Source organism: Geobacillus sp. ZGt-1 (genome assembly GCF_001026865.1).
GTDB classification, from domain to species: domain Bacteria; phylum Bacillota; class Bacilli; order Bacillales; family Anoxybacillaceae; genus Geobacillus; species Geobacillus thermoleovorans.
In genome coordinates, this window is record NZ_LDPD01000238.1 from 1 (window position 1) to 238 (window position 238).

1 protein-coding gene is annotated in these 238 nt (G+C 39.9%); it reads right to left on the minus strand.

What is annotated here, in order from left to right; genetic code table 11:
- Positions 1 to 32 precede the first annotated feature (32 nt).
- On the minus strand, positions 33 to 238 hold a 206-nt coding region (locus tag VU18_RS20970), incomplete at its 5' end, for a hypothetical protein (protein ID WP_236687458.1).

A 238-nucleotide genomic window follows, 5' to 3' on the forward strand; every position in this document is an offset into this window, starting at 1 on the left:
ACAATTTGAAAAAATAACGGAGACAGGCGTCCCTAACGGAGGGGACGCCTGTCGTTTTGATAGAGGGACGAAAAAAAGAATTCACTGGCTCGCGGCGATCCAGACGTCTTGATGCATTCACGAAAGCTGCGCCTCTCCATAAAAATGAGATCGTCAAAGATAAAGTCAAGTGTCATCATTTGTAGAAAATGGTCGGATTTTTGCGAATAATTTTTGTTGTTCTTTTTATTTTTTTTTT